Here is a 16,293-nt window from a genome sequence, read left to right as displayed (position 1 = left end):
GTGGGGGAATGCAGCACGGGCGCGCGCTGTTGTCGCACGTCGATGACCACACCGAGCCCGGCCACCGGCCGCACCGACGCCCCGGACGACTCGCGACGGGTCTCGATGCTGCTCGGCCTCCTCTTCGGCCTGGCCGGCATGGGCTCCTCGAGCGCCGCCGTCGCGCTGGCCCTGCTCGGCGAGGACCTCGGGGTGAGCGCCGGCCTGGCCGCGTGGGCGATCAGCCTCTACGTCCTGATGCTGGCCGTCACCACCGCGCTCTACGGCCGGATCTCCGACCTCGTCGGCGTCCGCGCCCCGCTGCTGGCCGGCCTCGTGCTGATGTCGGTCGGGGCGCTGGTCGCGGCCCTCGCGCCGACGTTCGAGGTGCTGCTCGGCGCCCGCATGCTGCAGGGCGCCGGCGCCGCCGCCGTACCGACGCTGGGCGTCACCATCCTGTCCGCCAAGTACTCCGGCGAGGTCCGCGGCCTCGCGTTCGGTCGCCTCGCCGGCGTCGCGGCGGCGGTGAGCTGCCTCGGCCCGCTGATCGGCGGACTGGTCGAGGCCGCGTGGGGCTGGCGCGCCGTCATGGCGCTGCCCATCCTCGGCGCCCTCGTCGTGCCCCTGCTGTGGCGCGCGCTGCCCACCGGTGGCCGCGGCGCGCGCCTCGACGTCGTCGGCGCGATCGTCGTCGCCCTCACCGCCGCGGGCATGGTGCTCCTCGTGCAGTCCCCGTCGGCCGGGCTGCTGGTGGCCGCGATCGGCGCGACCCTGCTCGTGCTCGGCGTGCCGGCGGTGCGCGCCAACGTACGTCGTCGCCCCGACGGCTTCCTGCCCGTCGAGGTCATCCGCAACGCCACCGTCGTGCGCAGCGCCGTCGCCGCCTCGGCCGTCCCGGCGGCGTGGTTCGCCATGCTGATCGCGCTGCCGGCGGTGCTGCTCGCCGAGGGCTGGGAGGCGTGGCAGGTCGGCCTGGCGATGGTGCCGAGCGCCGCGGTCGCCCTGCTGGTGCCGCAGGTGACCGGGCCGATGCTCACCCGCATCGGCCCCGGGCGGTCGCTGGCGGTAGCCGGACTCGTCGCGTCCGCCGCGCTGCTGGTCGCCACCGCGGGCGCCCTGTGGTCGAGCGCGACCGTGCTGGTGGTCGGCATCATCCTGGTCACCTTCGCCTTCGGCCTCGGTCAGCCGGCCCTCAGTGCGGTCGTGGGCGACGCGGTGCACGACGACGTACGCGGTGTGGCGATGGGGGTCTCCACGCTGCTCTTCCTCATCGGTGGCAGCATCGGCTCGGCCATCGTCGCCGGGATCAGCGGACCGCTCGGCATGCCCGTCGCGCTGCTCGTCCTCGCCGTGCTCCCGCTGCTGGGCCTCGTCGTGCTGGCCCCCACGCTGCGCACCGCGCCCGTCGCCGGGCCCGTCGTGGACCCCGTCGTGGACCCCGTCGCGGACTGACCTCCGTCAGGAGGTCGTCAGCCAGGAGATCGTCACGCCGAGGAAGTTGACGATCGGGTTGATGATCGCGAAGGCCAGCCCGATGAGGCCGAAGACGCGTGCGGCCCCGGCCACCGGCGTACGACCGCGGGTCAGGCCGGCGAGCGCGGCCGCCGCGGCGCCGAGCATGGCCGGCATGCCGCACCAGAAGAACGCGAGGGCCGGCACCGCGGCGACGCCGAGCACGATGGCGCCGACCTGCCGCTGGCGCTCCGAGCGGAGCAGCCGCACGGACAGCACGGACACGACGAGGGCGAGCGTGCCGAAGCCGAGCACGCCGGCCAGCTGCTCGCCGAGCGAGCGCGGCGCGTCGCCGCTGCCGGTGTAGCCGAAGGCCATCTCGGCGAGGATGCTGGTCGACATGCCCAGCACGCAGATCGCGTAGATCGCGCCGACGAGCACCGGGTAGGCAGGGACGCGGGTGCGGCGGTCGGCGGTCACGGCCGCGGTCTGGCTGGTGGTCATGGTGTCTCCTCGGTGCTGCGGGACGGGGCGGTCGACGCAACTGTGGAGCGGTGCGTGACCCGGGGGCGAGGCCCTGGCGTCCCGCGTCGTCCCGCGTCCGTCCCGGCCCGTTCCCGGAGCCTTCCGGGCCCGGTCGTCGGCGCGGATACTGACGTCATGACCACAGTGTCGGCCCCGGTCACGGACCTGTCTGCCCCGGCGCCAGCGCCGGGCGGGGTGTCCGGCCCCGTGCTCGCGGCCGTCGCGCTGCTGTCGCTCGGCGTGCTGCCGCCGATCCTGGTGCTGCCGCACGACCGGCTCGTCGCGGACGCCAGCCTGCCGCTGCTCGGCTGGCTGCCGCTCGGCATCGCCGGCGTCGTGCTGCTCGACCGCTCGCCGCGCTCGCCGGTCGGCTGGGCGGCCGTCCTGGTCGCCGCGCTGACGCCGCCGGCGATGGTGCTGGCGATCCTGCCGAGCGCCGCGCCCGGCGCCGCCGCCGGACCGCTCTGGATGCTGCCGGTCCTGGCCGTGGCGGCCGCGGCGCTGCCCGCCACCGGGCGTGCCGCCCGCCGCTGGCGCACGTGGATCGTGCTGTGGTGTGGCGGTCGTGGCCGTCACCGCGGGTGCCGTCGCGTGGACGTGGGCCTCGGCGACCGCCTTCGGGGTCGTCGCCACCATCGGGCTGCTCGCCGTCGCCGGATCGGTCGCCGGGTCGGCGCTGGTCCGGGAGCCGCGTCCGGTCGTCGAGCCGCTGGTCGACGTGGGGCTGCTGGTCGGGGTGCTCGCGGCCGGGGTGGCGGCGGGAGGGCTGATGTGGACCTTCGCCGAGCACGAGCGGATCTTCGGGGCCGAGGTCGTCGGCGCTCTCGCTGCGGCCGTCACCATCATGATGGCCACGCCGGCCGCGGTGAGCCTGCGCCGCGGGTGGATGGCGCGCCGCTACGGAACCGGCATCCTCTCGCCCGACGACCTCGTCACCCTCTCCGGCGACCTGCGCCGCGAGGGCGACCCGCGGCTGCTGCTGGCCACCGCGGGCGACCTCGTCGCGGTGGCGAGCGGCACGGACGCCGTCGAGATCGTGCTCGACGAGGTCGACGACCGGCCCGGCTGGACCACCGTCCCGCTGGTCGTGGGGGAGCAGCGCGTCGGGACGATGTCGGTCCGGGGGCGGCACCCCGAGGGTCTCGAGGCCCGCCAGCACGCGGTCGTCCGCCAGCTCGCCCCCACCGTCGCGCTGGCCGCCCGCGCCGTCGACCTCGCGGTCGAGGCGCAGCACGCCCGCAACGAGGTGGTCCAGCAGCGCCAGGTCGAGCGCGCCCGGATCCTGTCCGACCTCCACGACGACCTCGGGCCGGCCCTGGCCGGCATGGGGATGCGGGTCGAGGCGGCGCGGGCGACCGGCACCGGCCTCGACCTCGCAGCGCTCGCCGGTGACCTGGCCGCCTGCCGCGCCGACCTGCGGCGCATCGTCTCCGCGCTGACACCGGAGCCGCTGGTCGGCGCCGACCTCGCCGGGGCGCTCACCACCCTCGTCGGGTCCTTCGATGCCGCCGGCCCTGCGCTGACGCTCGACGCCCAGGGGGCCGGCGACGTGGACGGTCCGCGCGCGATCGTCGCCTACCGCTTCGTCGCCGAGGCCTTGACCAACGCGACGCGGCACGCCGGCGCCCGCCGGGTCGACGTACGCGTCACGCACCTCGACGGCGTGCTGGAGGCGACCGTCACCGACGACGGGCGCGGCGGACCCGTGGTGCCCGGCGTCGGGCTCACCTCTCTGGCCGCACGCGCCCGCGAGGCCGGCGGTCGGCTCGACGTCACCTCGGGCGAGGGCGGCGGGCTCGTCGTACGCCTCGTGGTGCCGGAGCCGACCGCGTGATCCGCGTGCTGCTGGTCGACGACCATCCCGTGGTGCTCGCCGGCCTGTCCGCGCTCGTCGGTGCCGACCCGGGCATGGAGGTGGCGGGCGCGGCCGGGACCGTCGCGGCAGCCCTCGACCTCGCGGACGGCCTGCCCGGCGACCAGCCGCCCGACGTGTGCGTGCTGGACCTGCACCTGCCCGACGGTGACGGCGTCGCCCTCGGCCTGCGGCTCCGCGAGCGCTGGCCCTCGACCCGGCTGGTCATCCTGACGATGGCGCGCGAGCCGGTCACGGTGCTGCGCAGCCTCGCCGACGGCGTGGACAGCTACCTGCTCAAGGACGCGCCACCGGAGGAGCTGCTCGGAGCCATCCGCGCGACCGCAGCGGGTTCGGTGGTGCTCAGCGCCGGCGCCAGCGCCTCGGTGCGGGTCGCCGCGTCGGCCGTCCCCGACACCGACGTCCTCGGTCGGCTCGACGCCCGCGACCGGGAGATCCTCGACCTGCTCGCCCGTGGCCTCACCACGCAGCAGGTCTCGGGTCGGCTGTTCCTCGCGCCGAAGACGATCCGCAACCGGGTCTCGGAGATGCTCACCAAGCTCGACGTCGGCTCGCGCGAGGACGCGATCTCGCTGGCCCGGTCGGCCGGGCTCGGCCGCTGACCGGGGCCAACCGGTACCAAAGAGGTATGGCGCGTGTCGGTGGGCCTACCTAGGCTGCGAGTTCCGTCTTCGAAGGAGCTCGTGTGTCGTTGTCTCGCCCCCGCAGTCTTGCCGCAGGTCTGGCCCTGGTCCTGGGAGCGGGGGTGATGAGCTCCATCGCACCGGTCGCGGCCGCGCCCGACGACCAGGCGTTCGCTCCCCTCCGCGGCTTCGAGCCGTCCGGCTCGCAGGTCCGCGTCGAGCCCAAGCAGTACGCCGCCTCGCGCGTCGACCTCGGCGCCCTGCGCGGCGACCTGCCGCAGGCCGGCGGCTCCTCGGTCGTCGAGGTCCTCGACCCCGACGGTCGCCTGCAGGCCTTCCGCGTCGAGCGGACCCAGGCCATGGAGTCCGACCTCGCCGCCGCCCACCCCGAGATCGCGACGTGGTCGGGCCGCAGCGTGGACGACCCGCGGGTCTCGATCGCGCTCGACATCACGCCGATGGGGTTCCACGCCTTCGTGCGTGAGCCCGGCGCCCAGGCCGACTGGTACGTCGACCCGGCCTACAACCGTCGCGGCACCACCGCCCACCTCAGCTACCGCTCCGCGGACCTCCCGGCTCCGGAGCGGCGCCGCGTCGAGGGTGAGGTCAGCGCCCTGCGCGAGACCGTCGCCGAGGCCAAGCAGGCCCCGCGCGTCGCCAACGCCGCGGTCAACCGGCGCTACTACCGCCTGGCGCTGACCTCTGACCCGTCCTACGCCGCGGCGTTCGGCACCGACAACGTCCTGGCCGAGAAGGTCACCCTGATCAACCGCGTCAACGAGGTCTACAACGACGACCTCGGCGTCGAGCTGCGCCTCGTCAACGAGACCGAGAAGCTCAACCTCGACACCTACGCCGAGGCCACCGGCCCCGACGGCCCGTGCGGCAGCGCGCCGTGCTTCGAGCCCTTCGACGACAACGGGACGCCCGACGACGACAGCGACGACTCCTACGGTGACATCAGCTACTGCGACGTCTCGACCCTCGGCAAGAACCGCACGGTCCTGGGTCAGCTGATCGGGGCCTCCAACTACGACGTCGGCCACATCGCCCTCGGCGTCAACGGCGGCGGCATCGCCTACCTCGGCGTCATCGGCGGGGACTACAAGGGCGGCGGCTGCACCGGCCTGCCCGAGCCCACCGGTGACTTCTTCGCCATCGACTACGTCGCCCACGAGATCGGCCACCAGTTCGGCGGCAACCACACCTTCAACGGCGCCCTCGGCGCCTGCGGTGGCAACATCTCCGATGCCTCGGTCGAGCCCGGCTCGGGCTCCTCGGTGATGGCGTACGCCGGCATCTGCGGCCAGGACAACCTGCAGCCGCACACCGACCCCTACTTCTCGTTCCTCACCGTGGACGAGGCCTACGCGACGATGGACCAGGAGCCCTACGGCAACGTCGAGGTGCAGACCGTGTCGCTGAGCGGCTTCGGCGACGCGGGTGACTCGTTCACCCTGGAGCTCGACGGCGAGACGACCGACCCGATCGTGGCCGGCACCAACTACACCGCGGCCGGCATCAAGGCGGCCATCGAGGAGATCGTCGACCAGCCGGTGTCCATCGCCCAGTGGGGCTACGACCAGTACAACTCCTACGAGGTCAACTACGTGCCGCCGGTCGAGCCCGACGAGACCGGCTTCCAGGTGATCTTCAACGCGCAGCCGAGCATCGAGGCCGACGGCTACGAGGTCGCCGACGTGCTGACCGTGACCAACGGGTCGGCCGGGGTCTCCGGCTTCGCCGGTGAGACCGCTCGAGGCGGGCCGTCGCAGACGGAGGGTTTCCCCCTGGACAGCGACAACACCAACCCGGCCGTCGAGGCTCCTGCCGCCAAGACGCTGCCGACCCGCACGCCGTTCGCCCTGACCGCCACGTCCTCCAGTGACGCCGACGGAGACCCGCTCGTCTTCCTCTGGGAGCAGACCAACTTCGGCGAAGGCACCCGCCTGTCCGACAACGTCAAGGCCTACGGCCCGCTCTTCCGGGTCTTCGGTGACGACGCCGCCGTCAGCGACGAGGACACGCTCACGAGCCCGTCGCCGGGCATCAACCTCGCCGACGGCAGCACCACCCGGGTCTTCCCGGACATGGCCCAGGTCCTGAAGGGCAACACCAACGCTGTCTCCGGCACCTGCCCGACGCCGACCACGCCCACCAACCAGCAGCTCCCCGACACCCTGCTCGACTGTTACTCGGAGTTCCTGCCGACGGCCGACTACCTCGGCAGCCTGGGAGCCGACGACCGCACGATGAACTTCCGCATCACGGCCCGCGACCTCGCCGTCCGCGGCGGCGGCCTCGCCTTCGACGACGTCGCCCTCACGGTCGACCCGGGCGCCGGACCGTTCCTCGTGACCTCGCAGACCACCGCGGGTGCCACCGTGGCCGGCGGCTCGTCCGTCCCGGTCACGTGGGACGTCAACGGCACGCGCCGCCTGGCCGAGAACGTCAAGATCTCGCTGTCCACCGACGGCGGCGCGACCTTCGGCACGGTGCTCGCGGCGAGCACGCCCAACGACGGCTCGGAGACCCTGGCGATGCCCAACGTCGACGCGAGCGACGTACGCATCAAGATCGAGGCGGTGGGCAACTACTTCTTCGACGTCAACGACGCCTCCTTCGTGCTGAAGGCGACGCCCGCGCCGGAGACCACGATCACCTCCGGTCCTGCCAACGGCTCGATCGTGCTCGAGCGCAAGCAGGTGCTGACCTACACCTCGTCGGTCTCCCCGGCGACCTTCGTGTGCACGGTCGACGCGGAGACCGTGCCGTGCGACGCCACCGGTTTGGAGGACCGTTTCCGCTCCGGCACGCACATCGTCACCGTCGCCGCGGTCAACGCCGCGGGTGTCGTCGACCCGACGCCGGCCACGGTGAGCTTCACGGTGCCGCGTGACGACAGCACCTTCTCCCGCAAGGGGAAGTGGAACCGCAAGAAGGACAAGCGGGCCATGTTCGGTGACTACATCACCTCGCGCCGCAAGGGCTCCGAACTCGTCACCCGCGTGCCGGCCACCGAGCGGATCGTGCTCGTCATCGGCACGGTGAAGAAGGGCGGCAAGGCGCGCGTCTTCCTCGGCAAGCGCAAGCTGGGCGTCGTGAAGTTCAAGGGCAAGCGGTCCTTCAGCAAGCTCCGCACGTTCAACCTGCCGAAGGCGCGCAAGGGCAAGCTGCGCGTCGTGGTGGCGAAGAACAAGCCGGTCCGGATCGAGGGCGTCGCGGTCGTCACCGAGACGCCGACCGACTGACCGCAGCGCCTCCGGGCAGCCGCCGGGTCAGCCCTGCGCCGAGCGAGACCGCTCGGCCAGGGCGACCGCGGCGCGCTGCACGACGGGGAGCTCCTCGGGGTCGCGCGCGGCCTCGTGGGGCACCGCGCCGCCGAGCAGCGCGGCCGGTGTGGTGAGCCAGATCCAGGCTCGCCACGGGTCGACCGAGACGAGCAGGGGCTCGAGGACGGTCAGCAGCTCGGTGCGCACCTCGCCCGTCTCGTCGAGCTGGAACGACGGCACCAGCACCGCTCCCTCGTGCCCGACGACCAGGAGGGTGCGGCGCTCGGCCGCCTTGTGGACGGCGAAGCGAGCCGCGTTGGTCGAGACGCCGCGCAGCTGCGCGACGCCGGCGTAGTCGAGCCACCCGCCGTCGAGGAGCTCCTGCCGCACCCGGCTCTCCCGGCGCAGGCGCACGAGCGCGAGCGGCACGGCGTACGCGGGGTCCTCGCCCTGGGAGCGCAGCAGCCGGTCGAGCTCGACGAGCCGCTCGTCGTCGAGCGGCTCGCCCGTCGCGGGCTCGGTCCAGCGCACCGCGTCACCGTCGCGGTCGTACGTCGGCAACCCGGCCGCGGCGAGCTGGTCGGCGAGCCCGAGGCCCTCCAACCAGTCCGCCAGCTCCTCGGCGAGGCCGGGCACGCCGCCGGTCACGCGCGACCTACTTGTTGGCCTTGCGCGCCCGCGAGGCGGTCTTGGCGCGCGCGTTGGCGTCGAGCACGACCTTGCGGATGCGCACCATCTCGGGCGTGACCTCGACGCACTCGTCCTCGCGGCAGAACTCCAGGCACTGCTCGAGCGAGAGCCGCTTCGGCGGGATCAGCTTCTCGAAGTTGTCGGAGGTGGCGGACCGGATGTTGGTCTGCTGCTTCTCCTTGGTGATGTTGACGTCCATGTCGTCGGCGCGGGAGTTCTCGCCGACGATCATGCCCTCGTAGACCTCGGTGGTGGGCTCGACGAAGAGCACGCCGCGCTCCTGCAGCGACGTCATGGCGTACGCCGTCGCCGCACCGGAGCGGTCGGCCACCAGCGAGCCGTTGTTGCGCGAGCGGATCTCGCCGGCCCACGGGTGGTAGCCCTCGGAGATGTGGTGGGCGATGCCCGTGCCGCGGGTCTCGGTGAGGAACTCGGTGCGGAAGCCGATCAGGCCGCGCGAGGGGACGACGAAGTCCATGCGGACCCAGCCGGTGCCGTGGTTGGTCATGCCCTCCATGCGGCCCTTGCGCGTCGCGAGGAGCTCGGTGATGGTGCCGAGGTACTCCTCCGGGGCGTCGATGGTGAGCCGCTCGAACGGCTCGTGCACCTTGCCGTCGACCTCCCGGGTGACGACCTGCGGCTTGCCGACGGTGAGCTCGAAGCCCTCGCGGCGCATCTGCTCGACGAGGATCGCCAGCGCGAGCTCGCCGCGGCCCTGGACCTCCCACGCGTCGGGGCGCTCGGTCGGGAGGACGCGCAGCGACACGTTGCCGATGAGCTCGGAGTCGAGGCGGTCCTTGACGAGGCGGGCGGTGACCTTGGCGCCCTTGACCTTGCCGACCATGGGCGAGGTGTTGGTGCCGATGGTCATCGAGATGGCCGGGTCGTCGACGTGGATGAGCGGCAGCGCGACCGGGTTGTCGGCGTCGGCGAGGGTCTCGCCGATGGTGATCTCCGGGATGCCGGCGATGGCGACGATGTCGCCGGGGCCGGCGGACTCGCCCGGCTTGCGCTCGAGGCCCTCGGTGACGAGGAGCTCGGTGATGCGGACGTTCTTGACCTCGCCGTCGCGGCGCATCCAGGCCACGGTCTGGCCCTTCTTGAGCGTGCCCTGGTGGATGCGCAGCAGCGCGAGCCGGCCGAGGAACGGCGACGAGTCGAGGTTGGTCACGTGGGCCTGGAGCGGCGCGCCCTCGTCGTACTGCGGGGCGGGGATCGTCTCGAGGATCGTCTTGAAGAGCGGCTCGAGGTCGGTGCCCTCGGGCATCGTGCCGTCCTCGGGCTTCTCCAGCGACGCGATGCCGGCCTTGCCGGAGGCGTAGACGACCGGGAAGTCGAGGGCGTCCTGGCTGTGGGTGTCGTCGAGGAGGTCCATGAAGAGCTCGTACGACTCGTCCACGACCTCGCTGATGCGGGCGTCGCTGCGGTCGGTCTTGTTGACGACCAGGATCACCGGCATGTCGGCGTTGAGCGCCTTGCGCAGCACGAAGCGCGTCTGGGGGAGCGGGCCCTCGGAGGCGTCGACCAGGAGCACGATGCCGTCGACCATGGACAGGCCGCGCTCGACCTCGCCACCGAAGTCGGCGTGACCCGGGGTGTCGATGATGTTGATGACCATCGGCTGGCCGCCGCCGGCCGGACCGGCGTAGTGGACGGCGGTGTTCTTCGCGAGGATCGTGATGCCCTTCTCGCGCTCGAGGTCGCCGGAGTCCATGACACGGTCGGCGACGCTCTCGGCCTGGTGCGCGGTGAACGCGCCTGCCTGGCGGAGCATCGCGTCGACCAGCGTGGTCTTGCCGTGGTCGACGTGGGCGACGATCGCGACGTTGCGCAGGTCGGAGCGGGACTGGGTGGGCATGCAAGGGCCTTCCGGGCGGAGATCGGGTGGCGACAGGCGGCCGCGGGCCGCACGCATGACGCGTTGATCGCCTGACTAGGTTACCGGCGCTGAGCATGTCGACCTCAATCGGTGACGCGCGGTGACCGGGTCGCGCACGGTTGCTCCACGGGGCGGTAAAAGCGGTCCGGTCTTCAACCACCCCTCCCTACTGTCGTTGCCACAGGCCGGGGGAAGCGCGTGGGGATGCGCTGCGCCCGGTGCGAGAACCGTCATCCGGGAGGGATGAGCTGCCATGTCGACCACCTCTGTCGAGCCCGCCACACCCACGTCGTACGTCCCGAGCCGGCGCACCGTGCTCCGCGCCGCCGCCTGGACCGCGCCCGCGGTCTCTGTCGCCGTCGCGGTTCCGGCCTACGCCGCTGCTTCCGGGCCGGTGGCGTGTGCTGACGCCAACTACAAGATCGAGTGGGCGTCGCACTACGACGCGCGCAACCGGTCGGCGGTCGCCCGCGTGGTGAGCGCTGCAGGTACGGGGACGTTGGGGAGCGAGCCGCTGACGATGACGGTGTCGAGCCTCTTCTACGGCAGCGTAGAGGCGGGGAGCACCGGGGGTTATTCGAACCTGGCGCTGTCACCCGGCAATGTGGGTGGCACGGGCAGGAAGGGCCTGACGATCATGCAGCGCGCGACCGTCGACGAGTTCTCGACTCCGCGAAGCAACCACCGCCAGGAGATCACGCTGATCTTCAGCCGCCCCGTCAGCAACCTCAAGTTCACGCTGAGTGACATCGACGCCAACGCCGAGCCCTCGCGCTGGGAGTGGTACCGCGACAGGGGACAGTGGAAGCAGCGCGAGATCAAGCGCGGTCAGTACCAGGACCGCGTATGGCTCAGCGGCAACCCTGCGGGCGCCAAGGCCGGCATGGTGACCGGCTCGGGCACCTCGGCTGATCCGTGGCGCAGCACCAGCACTGACGTCGAGCACGACCCCGTTACTGGTGGGAACGGCAACGTGACGGTGAGCTACGCAGGAAGGCCCGCGAGCATGGCCTACGTCCTGACCTACTGGAACGACCAACCGGGCGAGCTGACCGCGCAGGGTCTGCAGGGGATCTTCCTCACCGACCTGACCTTCACCGCGTCGTCCTGCGCCTGACTGCCGATCCCAGCCTTCTTTCTGTAGCCACCACCAACAGCCCCCGGCCCAAGGTGGCGGCACATTGCCCGCACGACGGGCTGGGGCCGGCAATTTGCCGCCACTTCTGACAGCTCGCGGTCGGAGGTGGCGGCACATCGCGCGGAACCGCGGGCTGGAGCGGCGATCTGCCGCCACTCCGGCAACTTCGGCTCAAGCGCGACCTGATGACGTCGTCGCACGGCGACCGGTGGTCGTTGTCGGCGGCAGGGAGTAGACAAGTGGCATGACGACATCTCGGGGACCCCGCTGCACCTTCATCCCACCGTGGCTCGTGGAGCGGGTGGACGGTCCGGAGCAGGCGTCGCAGGACGACGAGCTGCGCCGCGAGCGGGCGGCCAAGGCGCGGGAGCCGCGTCCGGCGGGCGACACGACCGCCGAGGGCGTGGTCGCGGGGCCGGCGTGGACGGTGCACGACGCAGGGTCGAGCACGTCGTTGCCCGGCACGCCCGTGCGGAGTGCGGGGGAGCCGGAGACCGGTGACGTCGCCGTGGACGAGGCCGCCACCGGCATCGAGGCGACCCTGCGGATGTTCCTCGAGGACCTCTCGCGCGACTCCCACGACGGCGCCGGGGCACCGGTCAGCCTTACCGTCCACTACGGCTCCCGCTACAACAACGCCTTCTGGGACGGCACCCAGCTGGTCTTCGGCGACGGCGACGGCCGGGTGTTCGAGCGGTTCACCAAGCCCGTCGACGTCCTGGCCCACGAGTTCTCCCACGCGGTCATCGAGCACACCGCCGACCTCACCTACCGCGGGCAGTCGGGCGCGCTCAACGAGTCGGTCGCCGACGCGTTCGCTTCGTGCCTCAAGCAGCGCCTCCTGGGGCAGGACGCGGGCGCGGGCGACTGGCTGATCGGGCAGGGCATCTTCATGCCGTCCGTCCAGGCCCGCGCCCTGCGCGACATGGCAGCGCCCGGCACCGCCTACGACGACCCCGACATCGGCGCGGACCCCCAGGTCGGCCACATGGACGACTACATCGACACCACCGCCGACAACGGCGGCGTCCACCTCAACTCCGGCATCCCCAACAAGGCGTTCCAGCTGGCGGCGGTCGCGATCGGCGGCACGTCGGTCGCTGGCGCCGGCCGGATCTGGTACGACGCCCTCGTCGGCGGCGACGTGCCCTCGGGCGCGACCTTCACCACCTTCGCCGCGGCGACCGTCGCGGCTGCCGGCGCGCACGCCGACGCCGTACGGCAGGCGTGGGCGCAGGTCGGCGTGGACGTCGAGGTCGGCGCCGGACCAGTGGTCGACCCCGGCCCCCAGCCGTCGCCACCCCAGCCGCCGGCGGGAGGCCGCCTGCGCGTCGAGCGCAGCGGCGGGTTTACCGGCCGCACCGAGACCGCCGAGGTCGAGATCGACCGGTCCGACGACCCCGACCTCGGGCAGCTGGTGTCGGAGGCCGTGCTCGCGTCCGGGACCACCGACGGGCCGCCCCGCCCGGACATGTTCGTCTACACGTTCACCGTCGACGACCACGACCCGGTGCGCGTGCCCGAGCACCTGTTGACGGCCAGCCAGGCCGAGCTGGCGCGGCGGATCCTGCGCCCGGGCACGGAGTCCTGAGCTCCCGCAGACCTCCCTCAGGGTGACGGCATGACGCTGGCCCGTTCGCTAGGTTCACCGCATGCCGCGACTGAGGCGCACCTTCCCCGACCAGCCCGGCTGGACCCGTCGCCGTTCCGGCAAGGGCTTCACCTACCTCGACGAGCACGGCAACCGCCTCGACCCCGACCAGGTCCAGCGCTGCAAGGACCTCGTCATCCCGCCGGCGTGGAAGGACGTGTGGATCACGCCCTACGCCAACGGGCACCTGCAGGCCGTCGGCACCGACGACGCCGGCCGCCGGCAGTACCTCTACCACCCGCACTGGCGCACCAGCCGCGACGCCGCCAAGTTCGACCGGATCCTCGGCTTCGGCAAGGCGCTGTCGAAGGCTCGCGAGCGGGTGCTGGCCGACATCGGTGCGGAGGGCATGTCGCAGGAGCGCGCGTGCGCCGTCGCCGTACGCCTGCTCGACCTCGGCTACTTCCGCATCGGCAACGACGTCTACACCGACACCAACGGCTCCTTCGGCCTCACCACGATGCTCCGGGAGCACGTGTCGAAGTACCAGGGTGGTCTGCGGTTCTGCTTCACCGGCAAGTCGGGCGTCGAGCACTGCATCGACATCGACGACCCGGCGGCCGTGGGTGCCCTCGACGGGATGCGTCGCCGTCGTGGCGGCGGCGACCGGCTGCTGGCCTGGAAGGACGGCCGCACCTGGCGCGACCTGTCCTCCTCCGACGTCAACGACTACATCCGCGGCTGCTTCGGCATCGAGGCGACGGCGAAGGACTTCCGCACCTGGCACGCCACCGTGATCGCCGCGTCCGCGCTCGCCGAGACCAACGAGCCGGGGAAGACGAAGGCTTCGCGCAAGCGGGCGGTCTCCTCGGCGATGAAGGAGGTCTCGGACTTCCTCGGCAACACGCCGACTCTCGCGCGCACGTCGTACGTCGACCCGCGCGTCGTCGAGGCCTACGAGCGGGGCCGGACGATCAAGGTCCGCGGCTCCTACGACACCGACGACGCCCGGCAGGCGGCTCTCGAGCGCGCCGTGCTCAAGCTGCTGTCTGCCTGACCCGGTCAGCTGTGGGCGACGACGTGGTCGATCGCGGCGGTGAGCTTCTCGACGTCGGACGGGTCGATCGCGGGGTACATCGCGATGCGGAGCTGGTTGCGGCCGAGCTTGCGGTAGGGCTCGGTGTCGACGATGCCGTTGGCCCGGAGGGTGGCGGCGATGGCGGCGGCGTCGATCGAGTCGTCGAAGTCGATGGTGCCGATGACGAGCGACCGGTCGCTCGGCTCGGCGACGTACGGCGTGGTGTAGGAGGTGCGCTCCGCCCAGCCGTAGAGCGCGTCCGAGGAGGCCGTCGTGCGCTCGACCATGCCGGAGAGCCCGCCCTGGCTGTTCATCCAGTCGAGCTGCTCGGCCATCAGGAAGAGCGTGGCCACCGACGGGGTGTTGTAGGTCTGGTTCTTCGAGGAGTTGTCGATCGCGGTCGGCAGGTCGAAGAAGGGCGGGACGTAGCGGTCGCTCGCCGCGATCTCCTCGGCGCGCGCCAGCGCCCGCGGCGACATGAGGGCGATCCAAAGGCCGCCGTCGGAGGCGAAGCACTTCTGCGGAGCGAAGTAGTAGGTGTCGACCTGGTCGAGGTCGACGGGCAGGCCGCCGGCGCCGGAGGTGGCGTCGACCAGCACGAGCGCGTCGTCGGCGATGCCGGCGGGGCGGAGTACGGGCGCCATCACGGCGGTGGAGGTCTCGTTGTGCGCCCAGGCGTAGACGTCGACGCCGTCCTCGGCGACCGCGTCGGGCCGCGATCCCGGCTCGCTGGTGATGACCGACGGGTCCGCGAGCCACGGCGCCTTCTTGGCCGAGGTGGCGAACTTCGACGAGAACTCACCGAAGGACAGGTGCTGGCTCTTCTCCCTGATGAGGCCGAAGCAGGCGATGTCCCAGAACGCCGTCGCGCCGCCGTTGCCCAGCACGACCTCGTAGCCCTCGGGCAGGTCGAACAGCGCGGCCAGCCCCTCGCGGACCCGGCCGACGGTCTTCTTGACCGGGGCCTGCCGGTGGGAGGTGCCCATCAACGACGAGCCCGTCGCGGCGAGCGCGTCGAGGTGGCTGGTCTGGATCTTGGACGGGCCCGCACCGAAGCGGCCGTCGGCCGGCAGGAGCTCAGCGGGGATCTTGAGGGCGTCGGTCATGGAGGAACCTCACGTGGAAGCGGAAGGGTGGTCCTGACGACGCTGTCAGCGCCGCCTAGTCTGTCATCCGCCCGGCCAGGGTCCGAGACGGGGGACGAACGATGAACGCCGACCTGCGCATCGAGCGCCTCCCCATCACGCATCCCGACGCCCGGTTGCTGGTCGAGGCCGTGCAGGAGGAGTACGTCGCCCGCTACGGCGGCCGCGACGAGTCGCCGGTCGACCCGCGCGACTTCGAGGACCCGCTCGGCCAGTTCTTCGTCGGCTACCTCGACGGCGCGCCGGTCGCGACGGGCGCGTGGCGGCGGTCGTCGGTCACGGCGCTCGGCGCGGAGGTCACCGCCGAGGTGAAGCGGATGTACGTCGTCCCCGCTGCGCAGCGTCGTGGCGTGGCCCGGCGGATGCTCGCCCACCTCGAGACCACCGCGGCGGACGCCGGGATCCACGCCCTCGTGCTCGAGACCGGGATGAAGCAGCCGGAGGCGATCGAGCTCTACCAGTCGTCGGGCTACGAGCCGATCCCCGGCTTCGGCTACTACTGCGGCTCCGACCTCAGCCGCTGCTTCGCCCGCCGGATCTGACACACGTGCTGTCGTCACCCGGGGCAGTGACCCGCGCGTCCTGACACGTCGTGTGTCACAACGGGCAGGACCCGGCGTCGGGAAGCGACAGCCGGTCGACCAGCTCCCGACGTAGCCTTCAGTCGTGGAACGCGGACTGATGCTCAACGACGCCGACTGCGGCTTCTGCATGCGCACGGCGCGCCTCGTGCCGAGGCTCGGCGTCGACGTCGACAGCTCGACCGTCCAGGCCGCCGACCTCGAGGCGCTCGGCGTCGACCCGGTGCGGGCGGTCGTCGAGATGCCCTACGTCCACCCCGACGGCCGGGTCGACTACGGCCACCGGGCCTTCGCCTCGATCCTGCGCACGGGGCCGCGGCCCTGGCGCCTGGTCGGGCGGGTGATCGAGTCCCGTCCGGTCGACCCGATCGCGCGCCGCACCTACGCCTGGGTGGCCGCCAACCGGCACCGCCTGCCGGGCGGGACGGCCGCCTGCGAACTACAGCGTTGATGTTCTGACGATCCCC

13 protein-coding genes are annotated in these 16,293 nt (G+C 72.3%); 9 read left to right on the top strand and 4 right to left on the bottom strand.

What is annotated here, in order from left to right:
• Nucleotides 1-42: 42 nt before the first annotated feature.
• Nucleotides 43-1,431 carry an MFS transporter gene (locus ACNKF0_RS19480; RefSeq protein ID WP_416954472.1) on the top strand — a complete coding sequence of 463 codons (1,389 nt, stop codon included), beginning with the start codon at nucleotides 43-45 and terminating at the stop codon, nucleotides 1,429-1,431.
• 6 nt (nucleotides 1,432-1,437) lie between these two features.
• Here the strand turns inward: ACNKF0_RS19480 and ACNKF0_RS19475 are convergent, their stop codons facing one another.
• On the bottom strand, nucleotides 1,438-1,935 hold the full coding sequence (locus ACNKF0_RS19475; protein ID WP_416954471.1) for a hypothetical protein: 498 nt from the start codon (nucleotides 1,933-1,935) through the stop codon (nucleotides 1,438-1,440).
• 586 nt (nucleotides 1,936-2,521) lie between these two features.
• Between ACNKF0_RS19475 and ACNKF0_RS19470 the strand changes: the two genes are divergently transcribed.
• The 3 genes from ACNKF0_RS19470 to ACNKF0_RS19460 all read left to right on the top strand — a co-directional run bounded on the left by ACNKF0_RS19470 (nucleotide 2,522) and on the right by ACNKF0_RS19460 (nucleotide 7,703).
• A complete protein-coding gene (locus ACNKF0_RS19470) occupies nucleotides 2,522-3,790 on the top strand; it encodes a sensor histidine kinase (protein ID WP_416954470.1) in 1,269 nt (422 codons plus the stop codon).
• Nucleotides 3,787-4,431 carry a response regulator transcription factor gene (locus tag ACNKF0_RS19465; protein WP_416954469.1) on the top strand — a complete coding sequence of 215 codons (645 nt, stop codon included), beginning with the start codon at nucleotides 3,787-3,789 and terminating at the stop codon, nucleotides 4,429-4,431. Before ACNKF0_RS19470 ends, ACNKF0_RS19465 begins: the two co-directional genes overlap by 4 nt.
• 146 nt (nucleotides 4,432-4,577) lie before the next feature.
• Nucleotides 4,578-7,703: a reprolysin-like metallopeptidase gene (locus ACNKF0_RS19460; RefSeq protein WP_416954468.1), complete on the top strand. Its 3,126-nt coding sequence runs from the start codon at nucleotides 4,578-4,580 to the stop codon at nucleotides 7,701-7,703.
• 27 nt (nucleotides 7,704-7,730) lie between these two features.
• Here the strand turns inward: ACNKF0_RS19460 and ACNKF0_RS19455 are convergent, their stop codons facing one another.
• Together ACNKF0_RS19455 and typA are read right to left on the bottom strand one after the other, a co-directional pair.
• A complete protein-coding gene (locus tag ACNKF0_RS19455) occupies nucleotides 7,731-8,372 on the bottom strand; it encodes a hypothetical protein (RefSeq protein WP_416954467.1) in 642 nt (213 codons plus the stop codon).
• Nucleotides 8,373-8,379: 7 nt separating this feature from the next.
• Nucleotides 8,380-10,272 carry a translational GTPase TypA gene (gene typA, locus ACNKF0_RS19450; protein ID WP_299930879.1) on the bottom strand — a complete coding sequence of 631 codons (1,893 nt, stop codon included), beginning with the start codon at nucleotides 10,270-10,272 and terminating at the stop codon, nucleotides 8,380-8,382.
• Between the two features lie 334 nt (nucleotides 10,273-10,606).
• Between typA and ACNKF0_RS19445 the strand changes: the two genes are divergently transcribed.
• The 3 genes from ACNKF0_RS19445 (at nucleotide 10,607) to ACNKF0_RS19435 (ending at nucleotide 14,079) form a co-directional block, all read left to right on the top strand.
• Nucleotides 10,607-11,410 (top strand): hypothetical protein, encoded by an 804-nt coding sequence (locus ACNKF0_RS19445; RefSeq protein ID WP_416954466.1) that lies wholly within the window; start codon nucleotides 10,607-10,609, stop codon nucleotides 11,408-11,410.
• Nucleotides 11,411-11,675: 265 nt separating this feature from the next.
• The gene (locus ACNKF0_RS19440) at nucleotides 11,676-13,022 is read left to right on the top strand and encodes a protealysin inhibitor emfourin (protein WP_416954465.1); all 1,347 of its coding nucleotides are present in this window, start codon (nucleotides 11,676-11,678) and stop codon (nucleotides 13,020-13,022) included.
• Between the two features lie 61 nt (nucleotides 13,023-13,083).
• On the top strand, nucleotides 13,084-14,079 hold the full coding sequence (locus tag ACNKF0_RS19435; protein ID WP_416954464.1) for a DNA topoisomerase IB: 996 nt from the start codon (nucleotides 13,084-13,086) through the stop codon (nucleotides 14,077-14,079).
• Between the two features lie 5 nt (nucleotides 14,080-14,084).
• Here the strand turns inward: ACNKF0_RS19435 and serC are convergent, their stop codons facing one another.
• Nucleotides 14,085-15,206, bottom strand: a complete 1,122-nt coding sequence (gene serC, locus ACNKF0_RS19430) for a phosphoserine transaminase (RefSeq protein WP_416954463.1) — start codon at nucleotides 15,204-15,206, stop codon at nucleotides 14,085-14,087.
• A 101-nt stretch (nucleotides 15,207-15,307) separates the two neighbouring features.
• Here serC and ACNKF0_RS19425 point away from each other — a divergent pair, with 101 nt between their 5' ends.
• Both ACNKF0_RS19425 and ACNKF0_RS19420 read left to right on the top strand, forming a co-directional pair.
• Nucleotides 15,308-15,787 (top strand): GNAT family N-acetyltransferase, encoded by a 480-nt coding sequence (locus tag ACNKF0_RS19425; protein WP_416954462.1) that lies wholly within the window; start codon nucleotides 15,308-15,310, stop codon nucleotides 15,785-15,787.
• A gap of 124 nt (nucleotides 15,788-15,911) precedes the next feature.
• Complete coding sequence (locus ACNKF0_RS19420) at nucleotides 15,912-16,277, top strand: thiol-disulfide oxidoreductase DCC family protein (RefSeq protein WP_416954461.1); 366 nt, start codon at nucleotides 15,912-15,914, stop codon at nucleotides 16,275-16,277.
• The last annotated feature ends 16 nt before the right edge of the window (nucleotides 16,278-16,293 follow it).

The sequence above is a fragment of the Nocardioides sp. T5 genome (assembly GCF_048161455.1).
Lineage (GTDB): Bacteria > Actinomycetota > Actinomycetes > Propionibacteriales > Nocardioidaceae > Nocardioides.
This window is presented reverse-complemented; position numbering and strand designations above follow the sequence as displayed.

What these genes read in the sequence shown, in the direction of transcription:
- ACNKF0_RS19480 (WP_416954472.1), top strand. Translation starts at nt 43, where the DNA reads ATGACCACACCGAGCCCGGCCACCGGCCGCACCGACGCCCCGGACGAC.
- ACNKF0_RS19475 (WP_416954471.1), bottom strand. Translation starts at nt 1,935, where the DNA reads ATGACCACCAGCCAGACCGCGGCCGTGACCGCCGACCGCCGCACCCGC.
- ACNKF0_RS19460 (WP_416954468.1), top strand. Translation starts at nt 4,578, where the DNA reads ATGAGCTCCATCGCACCGGTCGCGGCCGCGCCCGACGACCAGGCGTTC.
- typA (WP_299930879.1), bottom strand. Translation starts at nt 10,272, where the DNA reads ATGCCCACCCAGTCCCGCTCCGACCTGCGCAACGTCGCGATCGTCGCC.
- ACNKF0_RS19440 (WP_416954465.1), top strand. Translation starts at nt 11,676, where the DNA reads ATGACGACATCTCGGGGACCCCGCTGCACCTTCATCCCACCGTGGCTC.
- ACNKF0_RS19435 (WP_416954464.1), top strand. Translation starts at nt 13,084, where the DNA reads ATGCCGCGACTGAGGCGCACCTTCCCCGACCAGCCCGGCTGGACCCGT.
- serC (WP_416954463.1), bottom strand. Translation starts at nt 15,206, where the DNA reads ATGACCGACGCCCTCAAGATCCCCGCTGAGCTCCTGCCGGCCGACGGC.
- ACNKF0_RS19425 (WP_416954462.1), top strand. Translation starts at nt 15,308, where the DNA reads ATGAACGCCGACCTGCGCATCGAGCGCCTCCCCATCACGCATCCCGAC.